This window comes from Cytobacillus sp., assembly GCF_964223445.1.
GTDB lineage: Bacteria > Bacillota > Bacilli > Bacillales > Cytobacillaceae > Cytobacillus.
In genome coordinates, this window is the sequence record NZ_CAXQGS010000106.1 from 1 (window position 1) to 17,402 (window position 17,402).

21 protein-coding genes are annotated in these 17,402 nt (G+C 41.5%); 16 read left to right on the forward strand and 5 right to left on the reverse strand.

Annotated features, from left to right (window positions below; translation table 11 throughout):
- On the forward strand, positions 1–269 hold a 269-nt coding region (locus tag ACEQ1T_RS18860), incomplete at its 5' end, for a methylated-DNA--[protein]-cysteine S-methyltransferase (protein ID WP_370224237.1).
- 329 nt (positions 270–598) lie between these two features.
- Here ACEQ1T_RS18860 and ACEQ1T_RS18865 read toward each other — a convergent pair.
- Positions 599–1,048, reverse strand: a complete 450-nt coding sequence (locus ACEQ1T_RS18865; RefSeq protein ID WP_370224239.1) for a hypothetical protein — start codon at positions 1,046–1,048, stop codon at positions 599–601.
- Positions 1,049–1,189: 141 nt separating this feature from the next.
- On the opposite strand from ACEQ1T_RS18865, the gene ACEQ1T_RS18870 reads away from it, so the two are divergent.
- From ACEQ1T_RS18870 to ACEQ1T_RS18910, 9 genes are all read left to right on the forward strand, one after another.
- Positions 1,190–1,882: an AraC family transcriptional regulator gene (locus ACEQ1T_RS18870; RefSeq protein WP_370224240.1), complete on the forward strand. Its 693-nt coding sequence runs from the start codon at positions 1,190–1,192 to the stop codon at positions 1,880–1,882.
- Between the two features lie 92 nt (positions 1,883–1,974).
- Positions 1,975–2,874, forward strand: coding sequence for an EamA family transporter (locus ACEQ1T_RS18875; protein WP_370224241.1), 900 nt, complete (start codon positions 1,975–1,977; stop codon positions 2,872–2,874).
- Between the two features lie 139 nt (positions 2,875–3,013).
- Positions 3,014–3,403: a hypothetical protein gene (locus tag ACEQ1T_RS18880; protein WP_370224243.1), complete on the forward strand. Its 390-nt coding sequence runs from the start codon at positions 3,014–3,016 to the stop codon at positions 3,401–3,403.
- A gap of 39 nt (positions 3,404–3,442) precedes the next feature.
- The gene (locus ACEQ1T_RS18885; RefSeq protein ID WP_370224245.1) at positions 3,443–4,696 is read left to right on the forward strand and encodes a multidrug effflux MFS transporter; all 1,254 of its coding nucleotides are present in this window, start codon (positions 3,443–3,445) and stop codon (positions 4,694–4,696) included.
- A gap of 51 nt (positions 4,697–4,747) precedes the next feature.
- Positions 4,748–5,233, forward strand: coding sequence for a nitroreductase family protein (locus ACEQ1T_RS18890; protein ID WP_370224247.1), 486 nt, complete (start codon positions 4,748–4,750; stop codon positions 5,231–5,233).
- 106 nt (positions 5,234–5,339) lie between these two features.
- Positions 5,340–5,678: a hypothetical protein gene (locus ACEQ1T_RS18895; RefSeq protein WP_370224249.1), complete on the forward strand. Its 339-nt coding sequence runs from the start codon at positions 5,340–5,342 to the stop codon at positions 5,676–5,678.
- 20 nt (positions 5,679–5,698) lie between these two features.
- On the forward strand, positions 5,699–6,217 hold the full coding sequence (locus ACEQ1T_RS18900; protein ID WP_370224250.1) for a hypothetical protein: 519 nt from the start codon (positions 5,699–5,701) through the stop codon (positions 6,215–6,217).
- 122 nt (positions 6,218–6,339) lie between these two features.
- On the forward strand, positions 6,340–7,014 hold the full coding sequence (locus ACEQ1T_RS18905) for a response regulator transcription factor (RefSeq protein ID WP_370224251.1): 675 nt from the start codon (positions 6,340–6,342) through the stop codon (positions 7,012–7,014).
- The gene (locus tag ACEQ1T_RS18910) at positions 7,011–8,006 is read left to right on the forward strand and encodes a sensor histidine kinase (protein WP_370224252.1); all 996 of its coding nucleotides are present in this window, start codon (positions 7,011–7,013) and stop codon (positions 8,004–8,006) included. Before ACEQ1T_RS18905 ends, ACEQ1T_RS18910 begins: the two co-directional genes overlap by 4 nt.
- Before the next feature lie 6 nt (positions 8,007–8,012).
- On the opposite strand, the gene ACEQ1T_RS18915 is transcribed toward ACEQ1T_RS18910, so the two are convergent.
- From ACEQ1T_RS18915 to ACEQ1T_RS18930, 4 genes are all read right to left on the reverse strand, one after another.
- Positions 8,013–9,968 carry an FtsX-like permease family protein gene (locus ACEQ1T_RS18915; protein ID WP_370224254.1) on the reverse strand — a complete coding sequence of 652 codons (1,956 nt, stop codon included), beginning with the start codon at positions 9,966–9,968 and terminating at the stop codon, positions 8,013–8,015.
- Entirely contained in the window at positions 9,965–10,711 is a 747-nt protein-coding gene (locus ACEQ1T_RS18920) for an ABC transporter ATP-binding protein (RefSeq protein WP_370224255.1), read from the reverse strand. The genes ACEQ1T_RS18915 and ACEQ1T_RS18920 overlap by 4 nt, the downstream gene beginning before the upstream one ends.
- A gap of 235 nt (positions 10,712–10,946) precedes the next feature.
- Positions 10,947–11,399: a hypothetical protein gene (locus tag ACEQ1T_RS18925; RefSeq protein ID WP_370224256.1), complete on the reverse strand. Its 453-nt coding sequence runs from the start codon at positions 11,397–11,399 to the stop codon at positions 10,947–10,949.
- Between the two features lie 123 nt (positions 11,400–11,522).
- A complete protein-coding gene (locus tag ACEQ1T_RS18930) occupies positions 11,523–11,681 on the reverse strand; it encodes a Spo0E family sporulation regulatory protein-aspartic acid phosphatase (RefSeq protein ID WP_206841132.1) in 159 nt (52 codons plus the stop codon).
- A 181-nt stretch (positions 11,682–11,862) separates the two neighbouring features.
- Between ACEQ1T_RS18930 and ACEQ1T_RS18935 the strand changes: the two genes are divergently transcribed.
- The 6 genes from ACEQ1T_RS18935 to ACEQ1T_RS18960 form a co-directional block, all read left to right on the forward strand.
- Positions 11,863–12,330: a hypothetical protein gene (locus ACEQ1T_RS18935; RefSeq protein WP_370224258.1), complete on the forward strand. Its 468-nt coding sequence runs from the start codon at positions 11,863–11,865 to the stop codon at positions 12,328–12,330.
- Positions 12,331–12,403: 73 nt separating this feature from the next.
- Positions 12,404–13,093 carry a response regulator transcription factor gene (locus ACEQ1T_RS18940; protein WP_206841154.1) on the forward strand — a complete coding sequence of 230 codons (690 nt, stop codon included), beginning with the start codon at positions 12,404–12,406 and terminating at the stop codon, positions 13,091–13,093.
- Between the two features lie 14 nt (positions 13,094–13,107).
- Positions 13,108–14,109 carry a sensor histidine kinase gene (locus tag ACEQ1T_RS18945; RefSeq protein ID WP_370224260.1) on the forward strand — a complete coding sequence of 334 codons (1,002 nt, stop codon included), beginning with the start codon at positions 13,108–13,110 and terminating at the stop codon, positions 14,107–14,109.
- An 87-nt stretch (positions 14,110–14,196) separates the two neighbouring features.
- Positions 14,197–14,961 carry an ABC transporter ATP-binding protein gene (locus tag ACEQ1T_RS18950; RefSeq protein ID WP_206841163.1) on the forward strand — a complete coding sequence of 255 codons (765 nt, stop codon included), beginning with the start codon at positions 14,197–14,199 and terminating at the stop codon, positions 14,959–14,961.
- On the forward strand, positions 14,936–16,798 hold the full coding sequence (locus ACEQ1T_RS18955) for an FtsX-like permease family protein (RefSeq protein ID WP_370224262.1): 1,863 nt from the start codon (positions 14,936–14,938) through the stop codon (positions 16,796–16,798). Before ACEQ1T_RS18950 ends, ACEQ1T_RS18955 begins: the two co-directional genes overlap by 26 nt.
- 250 nt (positions 16,799–17,048) lie before the next feature.
- A partial coding sequence (locus ACEQ1T_RS18960; RefSeq protein WP_370224263.1) for an NAD-dependent epimerase/dehydratase family protein occupies positions 17,049–17,402 on the forward strand: 354 nt, incomplete at its 3' end.

The window sequence follows — 17,402 nt, forward strand, 5'->3', positions numbered from 1 at the left end:
ACCTGGATTTGAAAGGGACTCCGTTTCAAGAGGAAGTCTGGGGGGCATTAGCGCAGATCCCTTACGGAAAAACTGTCTCTTATTCGGATATCGCAGAGAAAATAAACAGGCCGCAGGCAGTCCGTGCAACAGGGAAAGCAATCGGTTCGAATCCGCTGTTAATCGCGGTCCCATGCCATCGTGTCATCGGCAAAAATGGTGCGATAACCGGCTACCGCGGGGGCATTGAAATGAAGCAGTTTCTGCTTGAATTGGAGAAACAAGGCTGAAGAGATGGTCATCTTCGGCTATTTTTATTATTCAGCAGCTGGGATGAGTATATAGCTTGAGGCGATATTAATTTGGATACTTCTAAATAAATCCGAATTCGGATCTAATCAGGCAGGAGAGGGATAAAAAAAACGTCCTGAGTCCGAATGTGTGGCTTATTCGGACAGGATGCGGATAAAACCGAGGATTTGAGTCCGAATGCAGTGCCTATTCGGACAGGATAAGGAGAAAACCGAAGATTTGAGTCCGAATCTGTGACCTATCCGGACAGGAGAGGAAGGATAGCCGCCGAAAAAACTCCCGGCAGTACTTGTTTATTTTTTAGCAGTTAACTTCTTTTTCGAACATCATTTGAAATCCGTAATTTAATAATGCGAAAGCATAGTACATAAATAAATAATCCCAGTGAGTTTAATTTATTTAACTTATAATGGCCAATTTTTTGAAACAGTGCACTCAAGGGAAAAGCAAATAATAGGTCCATGATGAGGTTGGTTAAGGCATAGATCGAGAATTTTCCATATGTAAAATGAAATACCCATAAATTCATGGTGAAAAATGGGCCGTATATAAAAGCAAGGTCATCAAATATAAGAAATTTAGTGCCGCCTTTTACCTTCCACCATTTAAAGATGAAGTTAAGAAGAGAAAGTATCAGCAAATTACCTGCGCAGAACAGTGTAACCGGCAAATACCTTTTTAATGATTTCTTTGGAAGAAACTTAATGACGATTGCCCATAAGATAATCGCATTGACTATTCTAAAGAAATTTGCCATCCGGGTGCCACCCCCATTTTTTCCTTATCATGTGACATTTGGCTTTGTTTATTCCGTATAGTTTTCCGATTCATTATCCAATCTTTCATCCCTCATAGTTTCGGATTATAATAAACTAAAGCATGATCAGGGGGGAATAAAATGGAAAGCATTACCTGCGAAAAAAGATCCTATTCCAGAGAGTTTCATTCGCACCAGCATGAGTTTGGCCAGTTTCTTTTTCCTTTGCAGGGCTCCCTGGATATCGAGACGAAATGGCAGGAAATCAAGCTTGACCCCGACCATTGTTTTTATCTTCCGCCAGGGTTTGATCATAACTATCGGTCGATGGACCGGAATGAATTTTTAATTCTGGATATCCCGGCGCCTTATTTGCCGGAAGAGACCAGCAGTATGTACATTCAGCTGGATCAGCAATGGTCTTCGATCCGTTATTTGCTGCTGGGAGAGTCGGGGAATCAGGGGGATACATCCTCCCTGGCAGATTTGACCAGGTATGTGACCAGCAAACTGCAAGTCGCCAAACCCCCGTCGATTGACTATATTCATAAGCATTATAAGGAGTCGATCCGATTGGAGACTCTGGCGCAAATCGAACATTATCATCCGGCCTATTATTCCGCATGGTTTAAGAAGAAGACCGGGAAAAGCCCTAAAGGCTATATTTCTGATCTGCGCTTGAAAGAGGCGAAGCATTTATTATTGTCAACCTCCTGGTCCATGTCGGTGATCAGCGGGGAATTAGGCTTCGAAAATTCTTCCTCCTTTACACGGTGGTTTACCCGCAGTGAAGGAATAGCACCTCAAAAATACAGGATCCTTAAGAATGGATAAAAGGGATATTAAACTTGGTAAAGAAAATTCCCAGGAATTTTTCTAAGATAAGTTTAATGATTCCTTTTATCTTTTTTTATTGAGGTGATTACATGAACGGGAAAGCGGCTCCATTTTTTATATTGCTTGCCGGAGTGCTCTGGGGGACTACGGGTACAACGCAGGCCTTTGCGCCGGAAAGCGCACACCCGATTGCCATCGGGGCTGCCCGACTGGCGGCAGGCGGTTTATTTTTATTATGCATGGTTCTGATAACGGGGAAACTGGACCTGAAAAATTGGCCTATCAGGAACACCCTGTTGGCCTCACTTTGCATGGCGCTGTACCAGCCATTGTTCTTCTCAGCGGTGACCCTTACAGGAGTAGCCATTGGAACCGTGACAGCGATCGGGAGTGCGCCGATCTTATCGGGTTTTCTTGAATGGCTCTATTTGAAAAAACGCCCGTCTGCCATTTGGTGGTGTTCTACCTTCCTGTCCGTTTTGGGCTGTGTTCTGCTTTTCATGAACAAAAATTCGGTTCAAATGGACCCGGCTGGACTATTAATGGCATTGGGGGCTGGTTTGACATTTGCAGGCTATACGCTTGTCAGCAGGGACCTGGTTGAAAATTATTCATCACTATCAGTCGTTGCCGTTGTGTTCACACTAAGTGCCACCTTTCTATCGCCATTCTTATTTATTTTTGACATGTCCTGGCTTGCGAGTGTTCGGGGTTTGACTGTCAGTCTGCACCTGGGGATTCTGGCTACGGGAATTGCCTATTTCCTTTTTTCAAAAGGGCTTGTTCATGTTTCCTCTTCAACTGCGGTCACACTTGCGCTGGCGGAGCCTTTAACTGCAGCATTATTAGGCGTTTTTCTATTAGGGGAATCTTTAAACATGACTTCCTGGTTAGGGATCCTTCTCTTATTGCTTGGAATTGGCGTTTTGATAGGATCTCCAAAAAGTTCTGAAAGAGATCTTGAGCCTGGGGTGGTTCAGAAACATTGATATTCATTGATATTCATAAAGAAAGCCTAACTTTTCCCGGAGAAATTAGGCTTTCTTTTTTTGTAGAACAAAAAAGATTGCATTGTGAAATAAACTTCTTTATTATTTTTTGTAGAACAAAAAATAATCCGGAGGGTTTATGAAAGAGCAAACCTTTACTTCACTCGAACAATATGAAGAGTTTCTTAGAAATAAGATGATCCATAAAGCGCAAAAGAAAGGTCTTGAAGGTGAGGATCTTACAGAATATCTAAAAAAACATGAGAATGATGCGGCACGCATTTGGACGGAAAATGATCTTCAGAGATGGCTGGAAAAAGACGGGTATGTGACCATAGCCGTTTGGAGAGATGAGAGAGGACAGCGGAAAATCGGAAGGGGACGTCCCAAGAAGCCTGAAGGCCAAAAACTTAAGCATTCCATCCATGTCAGGCTGGATGAAGAGATGTTTAAAAAGCTGAATCATTTCTGCCAGGAAAAAAAGGTGGATGTTTCAGAAGCCATCCGGATTCTTATCAATAATCTTTGAGCTCAAAGTCCAAATTCATAGGAAAAGGCAGGAAAATCAATGAATGATTCTTTAGAAAATATAAGTAATGCACAGGGTGCACCTTCAAAGTCCAGGCGATTATGGATGGCGATCGTACTTGGTACTTTGGCTGCGTTTGCTCCTCTATCCATCGACATGTATTTGCCGGCTCTGCCTGATATCGCTATTGATTTGCATACCAAGCCGTCCCTTGTACAGCTAAGTTTGACCTTTTTCCTGCTTGGCCTTTCTTTAGGCCAGCTGCTTGCAGGGCCGCTCAGTGATGTACGAGGACGCCGGAAGCCCCTTCTTTTAGGATTACTGATTTATTTTGCCGTTTCTCTCTTGTGCGCCTTTAGCCAGTCCATCTGGGGCTTGATTGTGCTGAGGTTTATTCAGGGTCTGGCCGGGGCAGCAGGGATTGTCATCTCCCGAGCAATTGTCAGAGATCTATACTCAGGCACCGAGCTGACCAAATTTTTCTCTCTGCTGGCTTTAGTGAATGGTGTGGCCCCCATTCTTGCTCCTATAATTGGTGGCCAGTTATTGCGGATTGCTCCCTGGCAGGGAGTGTTTATTGTTTTGAGCGTAATTGGCTTGGTGATGTTTCTTGTCGTACTATTTGGTCTGCCAGAAACGCTGGCAGATGATTCCCGTTCACAGGGCGGCATAAAAAACACATTAACGACCTTTCAGCAGCTCTTATTGGATAGAAGTTTCATAGGGTATGCATTATCGCAAGGCCTGGTGTTTGCTGCCATGTTTGCGTATATATCCGGCTCGCCCTTCGTCCTTCAGAACATTTATGGGGCCAGCCCGCAGATGTTCAGCCTGATCTTTGCCATCAACGGTCTTGGAATCATCATTTCCAGTCAAATCACGGGAAGACTGGCGGGGCGGATCAGTGAAAGGAAGCTTTTTACGGCTGGCATATGCATCTCTTTCATGGGAGCTATTGCTCTATTAATCATGCTTCTTTTAGATGCAGGCTTGTACGCTATTTTGCCGCCGTTATTCTTTGTTGTTTCAAGTATTGGGGTGGTGAGTACTTCAGGCTTCTCGCTTGCCATGCAGAATCAAGGCAAGTCGGCAGGGAGTGCCTCCGCATTACTGGGGGTACTATCCTTAATCTTTGGGGGATGTGTGGCTCCTCTTGTCGGCTTAGGAGACAGCCCGGCGAAATCGATGGGGATTGTCATAGCATGTGCAAGTGCAGGGGCTGTTCTGTCCTATATGTTCCTGGCAGCCCGGCCCAGTGGGAAATCCATTGATAATGAGAAGGCTGTGATGTAAATAACCTATTAATCCAGTAAAATGAATGATAAATGAAAGGGGAAATTAACAATGGATATACAGAAAGTAATCACGACTCGCCGCAACATAAAAAAATTCAAATCTGATAAAGTGGAGCATAGTCTAATCACCTCCTGGCTGGAGGCTGCGACCATGGCACCCAACCATAAAATGACGGAGCCATGGGAAGTATTATTTGTTGGTCCGGAAACAAGGGCTAAGCTGAATCACAAGACCGATTTTTGCCAGGCACCGGTCGTGCTGGCCATTCTATCCAAGCATGGAGCAACCGATCTGGAACGAAATGAGAACATGGCTGCAGTATCCTGTTTTATCCAGAACTTTATGCTGATGGCGTGGGCATCAGGAGTGGGGACATTCTGGTCTTCCCTGGGGGTTTCAGCTGCAGCAAGAACTGCTTTAAATGTCCCGGATGATTGCGATGTAGTTGGTATTTTTGGAGTAGGCTTTCCTGAGGAGGTACCTGAAGCGAAGGAGCGTACACCGGTTGAAAGGAAAATAAAGCATTTATCATAATTATTTTTATCGGGCGCCTATCCAATGGATGGCGCTCTTTTTTGTTTTTGTTAGAATATGGTATGATTTTGAAGTAATAGATTTATATCTTACCAGAGGGGTTCATATGATTTTCTTACAGGTTATTTTAATCATTTTAATATGGGCGATTCCGATTTTCCTTTTTATAAAAACTTATAAAAGATTGGACAAAAAGGAACAGCAGGATGCTAAAGAAGAGTTGAAGAACCCTTTATTTCTCCTTATTTTTGGAAGCGGCTGCATCGGTTTTCAAGTGTTTATTACCGGCAGTATTTCAGAAACCAATATCATTCAGCATATAGGCGCCGGCTTAGTGACCATCGGCATATTTACAGGATGTATGGCTGCTTTCAAGCAAAGAAATGCTAAAAAGGGCCTCGCGCTAAATGATTGTTGGGATAATAGGAGTAATTCTTTATATTAATTTTGGCAAAGGTGATGAGTATGACAAGAGAGATTTCTTATATATTGCTAACTCTGACCATTTTACTATCAGCTTGTACTCAAAACCCTGACTTCGAGCCGTATGAGGGAAGGACATTAAGGATTGCGATAATTGGAGAACCGCCAGAAGTGAATGCAGAACAAGTGAAGTTTAATGAAATTTCTTTTGATGAACTTACAAATGAGGAATTGAGCTCTTTTGATGCAGTAATAATGTCGGAGAAAAATCTTCCTAAAGCTGCTGAGGCCAACTATACAGAGACATATTCAGATTCATCCATTCCATTCTTTTTTATATCAGCCAGCAGTCATATCCCGTTTACTGTTAAAGACACAGAATATAATGATTCATGGAAGTGGGAAGCTGGTAAAAGCTATGCTGTGGGAGTTCTTAAATCGAAAAAAAATGATGCATTTCATAGTTGGGGGTATGGGCTGTATAATGACGAACTGACTGATGAATCTATTCGTGATGTGTATTCGAGAATTTTTAAGACCATTGATGAGCTTAATCACTAATGGAAAAATAGATCATTTCAAATATACTGCTTGTGGAATAATAGTAACTGACCTATCCTAATGACTTAAAGAAATTGTGCCGGAATGAACGGTAACCATTATTCCAGTAAAGAGGGATTTTTATGTATAGAATCATGATGATAGAAGACGATGAAAAAATCAGACGGATTGTCGCTGATACGCTAAAAAAATGGCAATATGATGTGGTGGAGGTAACCCAATTTGACGAGGTGCTGACGGAATTTGAGCAGACAAGTCCACATCTCATTTTATTAGATATCAATCTTCCCGTTTTTGATGGATACTATTGGTGCCAGCAAATACGATCTGTTTCAAAAGTGCCGATCATTTTCCTTTCCTCCAGAAATCAGAATATGGATATAATAATGGCCATTAATATGGGCGGGGATGATTTTATCCAGAAGCCCTTTGATTTGGATATCCTTCTCGCGAAAATCAGTGCACTCATCCGCCGAAAGTACACCTATCAGGAAGAGGAGAATCTCCGTTTCATCCATCGCGGCCTGAAATTAAATGTAACCAATTCAACGATTGAATTTAATGGGCAAAGCAATGAGCTTAGCAGGAATGAATTCATCCTTTTGCAATTGATGATGCGGAATATCGGGAAAATCGTCTCGAGGGATGACTTAATGCAGGCACTGTGGAATGAGGAGCAGTTTGTCGATGATAATACACTTACCGTGAATGTGAATCGGATGCGCAGGAAAATTGCCGCAATTGGACTAGAGGACTTTATTATCACTCGGAAAGGGTTAGGGTATTTAATTGAATGAACTTCCTTAGTTTTCTATCCTATGAAAAACCTTATATAATCCTCTATCTGATCAGTTTCCTGATCTCTGCAGCAATCTTTTTTACTGATATCAATGGAAGCCTGGCATGGGGTACTTTCCTTTATGCCTTCGCCCTATCTTCTATTGTATTAATCGGGTTTTTAGTATATCGGTACCAGCAAAATCTGCGTGTGATTAGGCAATTGGAAAGGGCGGAATATGACAGCCTGTCTCTGGAAGGAGAATTCGCTAAAGCCCACATAGATGAGTTGAAGCGTGAACATATCCGTGAAATGAATCGGATTCAGGACAGGCAGAAGGATCATTACGACTTTATCGTCTCCTGGTTCCATGAAATCAAAACACCGATTGCAGTTCTTCGCCTGCTGCAGCAAACTGATATGGACGCAGGCAGTTTAAGAGAAGAAATCACAAAAATTGAAAATTATGTTGATCAAGCACTCTATTACGCTAAACTAGACAGCTTTAATCAGGATTACGATATCCGGAAATGTGATATTATCAAGATTTCTAAGGATATTGTAAAGTCCCACTCAAAAACTTTTATTTCAAAAAACATCCGCATTCACATACAGGCAGATAAGCTGGAGGTTCAAAGTGATCCTAAATGGCTCCAGTTCATCGTTAATCAGCTTCTGACAAACAGTTTGAAATATACAGAACCTGGCGGAGAGATTACCATTTCCATATCAGAAACTCCACAGGAAAAACAGCTTTTGATTCGGGATAATGGGATCGGCATCAGCCAGAAAGATCTTCCGAGAGTATTTAATCGCGGTTTTACCGGAGAAACGGGGCGATTGTATTCGAAGTCGACCGGAATGGGTTTATATTTAGCCCAGCAGTTAAGCAATAAGTTAGGGCATTACATTAGCTGTACGTCGAATGTGAGAGAGTACACCCAATTTATTGTTCACTTCCCGATTGATTGCGATCCGTTTTTAATAATGCAAAAAACACACGATGAGTAAAGCAACTCATCGTGTGTTTTTTTCGCTGACAATTTTGTAGTAAATAGATACGGATGAAACGTAAAAGATTAGATACGTTAACACATATAATCCCATGACTGAAAAAATAATCGTCGTTAAAGAAGGCAAATCTTTTATGATTAGGATGACTGTGTAATATAAAAGGAACCAGCTGTGCAGCAGCCCCAGCAGGAGCGGCGGCAAAAATACGAACAGCAATTGTTTTCGGATGATCTTTTTCATGTCTTTGTCGTCCACACCGATTTTTCGCAGAATGGCGTAGTGTTCCCGTTCTTCTGTAGCTTCGCGGAGCTGTTTAAAGTAAATGACACTCCCTAAAGCAAACAATGCAATAACGGCAAAAAAGGCAACGGAGAACAGGATTAAAGAAGACGACTCCGTATCTACAGAATACATATCAATATAGGCAGAATAATAGGCATCTTCTGTTTTCATAATGAGGTCGTATATTTCTCGTGATACATCATTTGATGTTTTGGGATCTTCGATTTGATAAATTTCAAATGAAGAAAGGGTGTGATGTTCTCTTAAGTTCTCAAAAGCCTCGTTTGAAATAATGAGTACTGAAGGCTGCGGCTTGGTATTGCCGCCAGGGCTCGTTGGGATACTTAACAGCGGGTATCGTATTTTTTCGACTACACGAAATGTATGGTCTTCCAAAACGGTTATTTCAGGCTGAGAACTTTTAAATTTTTCCGGTTTATCAATTCCTCTTGTTAATACAATGGCTTCTTCACCTTTTAGATCTGCTTTTTCACCCATTTTTCGCAAATCAACAATTGCATTTAATTGGGATTCCGGAAAAAGGTAAAATTCCTCGGTGTAATATTCGGGATGGCTAAAAAATGCATTTCTATTTTGAATTTTTTCTGTTTGTATGCCCGTAATGGTTTCATGATCAATGATTGGATGTGAGTCATTCATGATTTGTTCAATTTGTTTTTGAGTTTCAGCATCCTGGGTTGAAAAAGCAATATGGTTTGGAAATTCTTTTTTCACAACCTCACCTTTTACAGCGTAATCTACAGCGATAAATCCGACTGTAAAGATGACAATCGCACTAATCAGTGAATTGAATGTAAAATTGATTGTATTTCCCCGAATGGAAAAACGGAGAGAGGATATCCATAACATTTTACTGCCAATAAAATAATTTTTCCTTTGACTCAGCTTTTGCAGCATCCAGCCGGAAAACTGGCGGAAAAATAAATACGTCCCGACAATCAGAGCCACAGTTACAGCTGTTAATGTTTCTTTAAAATGGTCTTCCCAGATGTCCGTATCTCCTATGGTAATCATATAGTAAGACCCGGCAATCAATATAATGGACAATAACGCCAGGCCAAAAGAAAATGTAAATGGTTTATCCATTTTTTCCTTTGCATGAAACAATTCCACTAACTGGACACGCCGGACATTAAAATAACTTTGAATTGTAATGATAATGATTAATAAGGCGAATAACAGAACTGTTGATACAATCGCTTCCAATGGAAAAGCAAAAGAAATGTTCTCATTGTAGCGCATTAAGTTCATTAATACCGCACCGAAAAACTTCGAAAGCAATCCACCGATTAAGATACCGCTGGAAACCGAAATGGCGCTCAAGAATAATGTTTCAAAGAAGACCATTGCGGCAACTTGCCGTTCTTTCATCCCGTAAAGTAAATACATGCCGAACTCTTTTTTTCGCTGTTTCATGAAAAAGGAGTTCGCGTACAAAATAAAGAAGACAATAAACAAGAAGACGATCACCGAAGCAAGGGAAATAACCATTTTGTAGTTTTCTTTATTTTGAATGGCTTCGACTACATCTTTGTTAAACATTAGACCAGAGAAGGTAAAGTAAATGACAACCCCGACAAACATGGAAATGAAATAAATGGAATACAAACGGAAGTTCCGCTTCATGTTCCTCCATGATAAATCCACTAAGTTCATCGCCGGCCACTTCCTATAGCACTTTGAATCGTCAGGATGCGGTCAAAGAATTCCTTTTCCGTCTGCTCCCCTTTAAACATTTCGTTGACGATTTTTCCATCACGGAGAAAAACTACCCGCTGACAGTAGCTGGCTGCATACGGATCATGAGTAATCATCAGAACGGTTGTCTTGAATGTTTCATTGAGCAATTGAATTTGTTCCAGCAGCTGGGTAGCAGATCGGGAATCGAGTGCACCCGTTGGTTCATCAGCAAATACAATTGCGGGATTAGTAATAATTGCCCGTGCGGCAGCTGTACGCTGTTTCTGGCCGCCGGAAATTTCAGAAGGATATTGATGTAAAATTGATTCAATATTTAAGGCATCAATCAATTTTGCTATTCGCTTTTCCATTTCGGCAACAGGTGTTTTTTGCAGCGAAAGCGGGAGGAGGATATTCTCCTTCACTGTTAAGGTATCCAGTAAGTTATAGTCTTGAAAAATAAATCCCATTCTTTTTTGGCGGAACTCCCGCAGGTCTTTCTTTTTCATATCTAAAAGGGAATTTCCCTCTATCCAAACATTCCCCCCGCTAAAGGCATCAATGGTTGATAGAGTATTCATTAACGTCGTTTTTCCAGATCCGGAGGGACCCATAATGGCAGTCAATTCCCCCCGTTCAACAGTCAAATCAATATTTTTTAAGACCTGTGTTTTTCCATAAGATTTCGATAGGTTTTTTGTTTGTATCATCTTGGTCATGATTTCGACCTCCTTCTCTACCTACTATACCGGCCATTTTTCCCGCCAGCCATCGATGTAACAGAATGTAAAGTGACACTTTTGTCATGTTGAAGGCAGAGTCGGCAGGATCGAATGCAGACGATCTTATTGAAGGGAAAAAAACAAGCAGACGCATTGACATGGACTGCTTGTTTTTCGACTTAGTTGTATGTGCATTTTTTGAGGCACTGCTTCTCGGCTTGTCCTTTTCTATTTAATGCTGATACCTTTCTTTCCTTATAAAACTAAAATGCCAGCGCATATAAAGGCAGGCTCCAATATAATAGATGGCTGACCACCATACTTGCCAGCCCTTATATACTACGTAGCCAAAGTAACTGGATAGGACTTCGTAACATACAGAAAAACCGACCCAAAACAAAAGGTAAAGCAAAAATTTCTTCTTTGGTTTAGGCATGAAGTTAACATATAGGATTCCGAATGTTGCCGGCAGGGTGATTTCAATAAATAAATCAAAAAGCTGGGGACCTGGATCCATTAAGTCGTATAGGTCTAAAACATGCCCAAAAATCAAATCTGCAAGGAGCGCATTTAGAGTGACAGCCAGCCAGGTTGTATAAAGCTCCTGCCGGGTTAATTTTAATGGAATAATGAAAATCAATATAGAGTTGATAGCAAGCGTTGTTATTGTAAAGATATAAACCATTCAGATTCTCCGGGTTTTTATAGATTTATTTCTTATCTATCTTGCCCTCTTTTTGAAATTTATCTGCTTATTTGGCGGAGAAGTGAGTTTCTATTAAAAGTAGTTCATTTACTGTAATGAATCCTATTTACATTTGGACTGGAACCTAAAGATAAGTTCATCCAATATCTGACTGTTTTTTATAGTATCAGGATGCTCTAAACCTTTCTTTATTCCAGTTTCAATAAGTGTTTTTCTAAAAAGTTGAATCTTCCTTCTAAGTTCACTGCAAAAATGACACATTTATTTACTCCTTTAAATAATAAAAGTCCAGGAACTATTATTGCAAATTAAGGAAAAACATTGAATCATTTCGACAAAACTAGTCTCTAAATGACAAAAAATTAATAAACAGAGGAGTGTTTTGAGAGGATTGAATTACCGCTCAATGCAAATAATATCTAAAAACTTTCCGGAGTGGAAAATGATCTTACAAATTGCCTCAGTTGCTGTGTTTAATTTGATATTATATAAGACCATTAAAGGGATATCAGCCAATAAAATTGTTCATATTTGGGTTTTTACTATTGCATTCCAACTATTCTTTGATATTTTTATCGATCTAAAATACAAAGGATACTGGTACTTTACTCAAGGAATAGACTGGGTAGCACTTCCTGCTTACACAATCTTAATTCCGCCCATAAATTTGATGTTTATCAATTGGTACCCTTTTAATGGAGCTTTCATGAAAAAGGTACGTTACCTTCTTATTTGGGAAATCTTCCTGCTGACCTATGAAGCTATTGCCATGCTGCCTCATCCATTCGGCTTTTTTCATTATGGCTGGTGGAGTATATGGTATTCTGCCATTGTTAATCCGATTCTATTAACCATACTTATTGGGTATTACAAATGGATTAGTGTATTAGAAAAGAAAGCTTGTGTCTAAAAAGGGCTGCTGAGGCAGCTCTTTTTTTCCTGTTCTCCTTATGGCATAATTTTCTAGACAAAGGAGTGAGAGGATGCAGAAAGTATATATTATTGAGGATGATCCGAAAATCGCGGAGCACCTGCAGTCACACTTAGTGAAGTATGGGTATGATGCTGCGGCTGCGGAACAGTTCGATGATGTGATGGGGGAATTTCATAAGCATAAACCGGATCTTGTGCTCCTGGATATTAATCTTCCGAGCTTTGATGGCTATTACTGGTGCAGGCAAATCCGCAAGGAGTCGATTTGTCCGGTTATCTTCATTTCCGCACGGGTAGGGGAGATGGACCAGGTGATGGCGCTTGAGAATGGCGGCGATGATTTCATCACCAAGCCGTTCCATCCGGAAATTGTGATGGCGAAAATCCGCAGCCAGCTTCGGCGGGCTTACGGGGAATATGCCACGCAGGCCCAGGAACGAGTTCTCGAGGCAGAGGGATTGAAGCTGTTTCCGGAAAGGCTGGAATTGTGTTTCCGTGATAAAACCGTTCCGCTGTCCAAAAAAGAAGCTGATATTATTGAGAATTTACTGGAGCGGCACCCGCGTGTGGCCGGGCGTGAAGACCTGCTGGAAAAGCTGTGGGATGAACAGGTCTATGTGGATGAGAATACGCTGAATGTGAATATGGCGAGGGTAAGAAAAAAATTTGAGGCAATCGGGCTTTCAGGAGCGGTCGAAACAGTGAGAGGCGCAGGCTACCGTTTGATCGTTACCTGGTGAAAGGCTGGAGAAACATGAAATTATTCCTTAAAGAGCATGCGTTACTAATCGCTGTACAGGTCGTTCAATTTTTTATGATTCTGGCCATTTACTGGCTGGATGGCTATCGTCATCTATTGCCAGCCCTTTATGGCATCTTTCTCGGCTTATTCTTTCTCACGGCATACCTGACATACCACTATTTTAGCCGCCGCAAGTTTTATAAGAGGCTGACGGAGGAACTTGCTTCCCTTGACGATTCTTTTCAAACAACAGAGAACTCACCGATTTCACAGGCGCTGGATCATCTGCTGAAGGAACAATACAGACATTACCAGACGAGAATTAAAGAGCTGGAATCCAGGCAGGAGGAGCATCTGAAGTTTATGGATCAATGGGTCCACCAGATGAAAACCCCGCTTTCTGTCATTGAACTGATTGCGCAAAACCTGGATGAACCTGATTCCTCCAGTATTCGTGAAGAGACGGATCGGATGAGAACGGGCTTGAACACCATCCTCTATATGGCGAGACTCCGGACGATCGAACAGGATTTTCATATAAAACCCGTACACTTATCCCAAATCATTCATGAAGTGAATGGAGAAAACAAACGGCTTTATATCCGGAACGGGGTGTATCCAAATCTCCTGCAGGAGAAGCAGGACATGATCGTGGAGACAGATGAGAAATGGCTTTTCTTTATGCTTTCTCAGCTGATCAATAATGCGGTCAAGTATTCCAGAGGGAAAAGCAATCGAATTGATATTTCCATTTTTGAAAAAAACGGAGAAGCTGTTTTAGAAGTGAAGGACTTTGGCGTCGGGATTCCGGAATCAGACAAGCGCCGTGTGTTTGAACCTTTTTATACGGGTGAAAATGGACGGAAATTCAGAGAATCCACAGGTATGGGGCTGTACTTGACGAAGGAGGCAGCCGATCATCTTGGCCATCGCATTGAGCTGGAATCCAAGATGGGGGAAGGGTCTCTTTTCCGGATGATCTTTGGAAAAACACAGAACCTTACAGCCTTGTAAGGTAAGTGAAAGAGAAATCGATTTTTTGAAATGGGTATAGAAGATATACTGATCACAAGTCAACTGAATGTGAAAGGAGAACTTGTGATGCTAAAAGTGAAGCAAGTAAGCAAGATTTATGAAGGAAAGATCGCCTATCGTGCGTTAACAGATATTAACTTAACCATTGATGAAGGTGAGTTCGTCGGAATCATGGGTCCTTCGGGAAGCGGAAAAACGACACTGCTGAACATGATTGCCACCATTGATGAACCGACAACAGGGGAAATCCTGATCAATGAAAGAAATCCCCATGTCTTAAAAAAAGAGGCATTGGCCCAATTCCGCCGCCGTGAATTAGGATTTGTCTTCCAGGACTTCAACCTTCTTCATACCTTGACGGTTGAAGAAAATATAGTCCTGCCGCTAACATTGGACGGGAAAAAAGTGAAGGAAATGAAAGACAAGGCATACGAAATCGCTGAAAAACTGGGAATTACAGGCATTATGAAAAAGCGGACGTATGAAATATCAGGCGGACAGGCGCAAAGAGTGGCTGTGGCTAGAGCGATGATTCATACGCCGAAGCTGCTGCTGGCGGATGAACCTACAGGGAATTTGGATTCCAAGTCTTCCAAAGATGTAATGGAAATGCTTGAGTCGATTAATAAAATTGAGAAGACAACCATGATGCTCGTCACACATGATGCGCAGGCCGCGAGCTATTGCAACAGGGTCGTCTTCATCCGTGACGGAAAATTCTATTCGGAGATTCACCGCGGTGATAACCGCCAGGCTTTTTTCCAGAAGATCATTGATACACTTTCTTTGCTTGGAGGGGATGCACATGACCTTTCGTCAGTTCGCGTTTAATAACGTCATACGGAACAAACGCTTATATGCAGCCTACTTCCTCAGCAGTTTATTTACAGTCATGGTCTTCTTTACCTTCTCGATTTTTGCGAATCATCCAGCATTAAGCGGGGATGGCATGAACTCAACTGTAACGAAGGGAATGAATGCAGCAGCAGGCATTATCTATGTGTTTTCGTTCTTTTTTGTTTTATATTCTATGAGTTCTTTTCTGCAGTCCCGGAAAAAAGAGTTTGGGTTATTAATGATGCAGGGCATGTCCATGAAACAGATTCGTCTCATGGTGTTTTTGGAAAATATGCTGATTGGCTTTCTGGCAACCTTAAGCGGAATTCTCCTCGGCGTTGTATTTGCAAAGGCGATTTTGCTGCTGGCTGAAAATGTGCTGATTATTGAGCGGGCACTGTCTTTTTATTTTCCAGTGAAGGCCATCCTGATCACCTTCATTTCTTTTATTATTTTATTTTTCTTTATCTCCTTATTTGTGACGTATGTTCTGCGCAGCAAAAAGCTGATTGAATTAATTAAGGGAAATAAAATGTCAAAGGGTGAGCCAAAAGCGAATCTTTTCTTAACGATGCTGGCTGTCCTATTATTAGGTGCGGGGTATGCTGCTGCACTAATCGCAAAAGGGTTAGTCGTTGTAGCGGCAATGGTGCCGGTGATCATCGTTGTCTGCATTGGCACCTACCTGTTATTTACGCAATTAAGTGTTTATATTATTAGAAGATTAAAGAAAAATGAACGTGTTTTTTGGTTTAAGACCAATATGCTGTTGTTTTCAGATCTGGCCTTTCGCATGAAGGATAATGCACGAACCTTCTTCATGGTGGCGATGGTTTCAACAGTTGCGTTCAGTGCAATTGGTTCTTTATTCGGTTTTCAAACCGTGCTGACCTCAAACATAAAAAATGTCAATTCCACAACGTTTTCCTATAAAACTTCTGAAGAAAATGAAGTGAAGAATGTTGAGTTTATCAATCAAACATTAAAGGAAGAAAAGATTGAAGCGGATTCGGAGCATACTGTTTTACGCTACTTTGAAGTTGGCGGGGATTCCATTCTGATTGCGGGTCAATCCGATTTTAACCGCTTTGCCGAGCTCATTGATGAAGATCCGGTTGACTTAAAAGACGGGCAAGTAATGACAGTTGAGTTTGAAGGGACCAACTTCGGGCAAACGAAGGAACTCCTGAATGAAACGATTACACTGAAGTCCGGCACTGTTTTAAAGCCAGAGGAAGTCATTCATTCGAAAGCACTGCCGGCAACAGATTCCTATTTTATCGTGTCAGATGAAGACTATCAAAAGCTTCCTGAACCAGAGTTTCAGGAAAGCTATTACGCCTGGCAGGCAACAGATGGAGAGGAAAGGGTAATGGCTGCCTCTGAAAAGCTGTACAAGGAACTGCCAAGATATGAAATTACATCAGTAGACTACGAAATATATGAGATTATGAAAGGCTACGGGCCCATTTTATTTGTCGGTCTGTTTATCGGGATTGTCTTTTTCGTATCAGCCGGCAGCTTCCTGTACTTCAGGCTCTACATGGACCTGGATGAAGATAAACAAAAATTCCAATCGATTTCCAAGATGGGGTTAACCGAGAAAGAGCTGAAAAAGGTTTTAAACAGACAGACTATGATTCTGTTTTTCGCGCCGATCCTCGTCGCTCTTATCCATGGTGCTGTAGCCCTGACAGCGTTATCGAACCTGTTCTACTTTAACCTGTTTAAGGAATCAGTTGCTGTTCTGAGTGTTTTCCTGGCCATCCAGGTTGTTTACTTCTTTATAGTGCGCTTTTTCTATACGAAGCAGATAAAGGCATCGATTTAAATTTAATTAGAATTGTGGGGGCCAGATGAATCTGGCCCTTTTTTAATTGAAAATGACAAGGGAAAGGGGAATGGAAAACCGGTCAGAGGAGTCCGAACTTGGAGCCACTTCGGACAGGAAAAGGAGAAATCCGAACAGAAGAGCCGATTCTGATACTCATTCGGGGAATGAGGGACTCCGCAGTTTTATCATACTCACCCTCAAAGCTGCATATAGAAAAGAGAATATAAACCTATGCAGGAGTGATGGAATGGCAATCTTGGTTACAGGAGGAGCAGGTTATATTGGTTCACATATTGTAGATCTACTCATTCGAAAAGGGTATGAAACAGTGGTAATTGATCATTTGGCTGCGGGCCACAGGCAGGCGGTCCATCCGAAGGCAGCCTTCTATGAGGGGGATATCAGATCGCAGGATTTTCTGAATAGTGTCCTTTCCAGTGAGCGAATAGAGGCAGTCTTTCATTTTGCGGCATCATCCCTGGTAGGGGAATCGATGAAAAATCCTCTAAATTACTATGATAATAATGTACTTGGTTCTCATAGCCTCCTAAAAGCTTTAGAAGCACATAAGGTTAAACAGCTTGTGTTTTCGTCCACCGCC